Genomic DNA, 1,630 nt, shown 5'->3' with positions numbered 1-1,630 from the left:
GTCTACGTGACCGGGCGCAGCACGCGCGCCCAGCCCGCGCAAAGCTACGGCCAGCTGCTCGGCCTGTCGGAGCTCGCCACCCTGCCCGGCAGCATCGACGACACCGCCGACGAGGTGACGCGCGCCGGTGGCCGCGGCATCGCGGTGCGCTGCGACCACACGCAGGACGACGAAGTGGCCGCGCTGTTCGCCCGCGTGCAGCGCGAGCAGGGCCGCATCGACCTGCTCGTCAACAACGCCTGGGGTGGCCACGAAACCTTCGACGGCGTGTTCAACGCGCCGTTCTGGGAGCACCCGCTCGCGCACTGGGATTCGATGATCGACCGCGGCGTGCGCAACCACCTGCTGGCCAGCCGCCGCGCCGCGCCGCTGATGGTGCGGCAAGGCCACGGGCTGATCGTCACGACCACCTTCTGGGACCGCGGCCACTACCTGCGCGGCAACCTGTTCTACGACCTCGCGAAGGCCGGCATGACGCGGCTGGCCTTCGGCATCGCCGAGGAATTGCGGCCGCACGGCGTGGCCTCGGTCGCGGTGTCGCCGGGCTGGATGCGCACCGAGTTCGTGCTGGCCGGCCACCACACCGACGAGGCGCACTGGCATGAGCGCCCTGCCCTCGCACGCACCGAATCACCGCGCTACCTGGGCCGCGCCGTCGCGGCGCTGGCGGCCGACGCGCAGGTGATGCGCCGCAGCGGCCAGGTGCTGCGCGTGGGTGACCTGGCGCAGGACTACGGCTTCACCGACATCGACGGCCGACGCGTGCCCGCCTTCGAGATGGATGAAGCGTCGCCGTGACTCAGTGAGCCGGCACCGCGTCGCCTGAGGCCGCCGCGGCGCCATTGTCGACCGCGGTCGGCGCCAGCAGCTTGCCGAACACCAGCTTCACCGCCAGCAGCGCCACGCCGGCACCGCCGACGAGCACCGCATGCAGGCCCCAGAACTGCTGCCCCGGCATCGTCTCGAGGAAGCCGGCCAGCCAGCCGACGAAGGTGTTGGCGAGGAACAGGTGCAGGTAGTAGGTGCCCATCATCAGCCCCTCGAGCTTGTGCGGTGCGGTGCGCGAGTACAGCGCCAGGCCCACCGGCATCACGTTGGCGAAGCCGATGTCGTTGAGCACCGCGTAGCCGATCGCCCAGCCGAAGCCGACCTTCTCGCTCGAGTGGTCGACGATGCCGGAGGCGATCACCAGCAGTGCCGGCGCGGAGGCGGCGATCAGCGAGCCGAGCGCCATCTTCGTGACCTCGTCGGGCTCGCGGCGGCGCGTGGCCCACCAGCGCCAGAACGCGATCGAACCGATCATCGCCGCGGTGCTCGCGGYCGCGTCGATCGCCTGCAGCCAGCTCACCGGCACCTGCCAGCCGAACAGCACCAGGTCCATGTACTTCTGCGACCACAGCGGGAACGCGTTGTTGTACTGCTGGTTGCCGACGACCGTCATCATCAGCACCGGGATCAGCGCGACCAGCAGCACCAGGCGGCCCTTCTCGGTGCCGGTCATCGGTGTGCGCGGCACGGCGGCGGCCTTGTCGGTACGGCGCACGCGCAGCGGCTCGGGCGGCAGGTGGCGCCGGCCCGCGAGGTACACGAACAGGCCGATCACCATGCCGACACCGGCGGCGCCGAAGCC

At 71.3% G+C, this 1,630-nt stretch carries 2 protein-coding genes; one reads left to right on the top strand and one right to left on the bottom strand.

Annotated elements, in window-relative coordinates:
- The coding region (locus AC1D15_RS31145; RefSeq protein ID WP_477829080.1) for an SDR family oxidoreductase at positions 1-798 on the top strand (798 nt) is incomplete at its 5' end.
- 1 nt (position 799) lies between these two features.
- On the opposite strand, the gene AC1D15_RS31140 is transcribed toward AC1D15_RS31145, so the two are convergent.
- Positions 800-1,630 (bottom strand): POT-type proton-dependent oligopeptide transporter (locus AC1D15_RS31140; RefSeq protein WP_477829079.1); only part of this gene is annotated, 831 nt, incomplete at its 5' end.

The organism is Rhizobacter sp. P2_H2 (assembly GCF_056403375.1).
The sequence above is the reverse complement of the archived record's forward strand: the minus strand, read 5'-3'. Positions and strand labels throughout refer to the sequence as shown.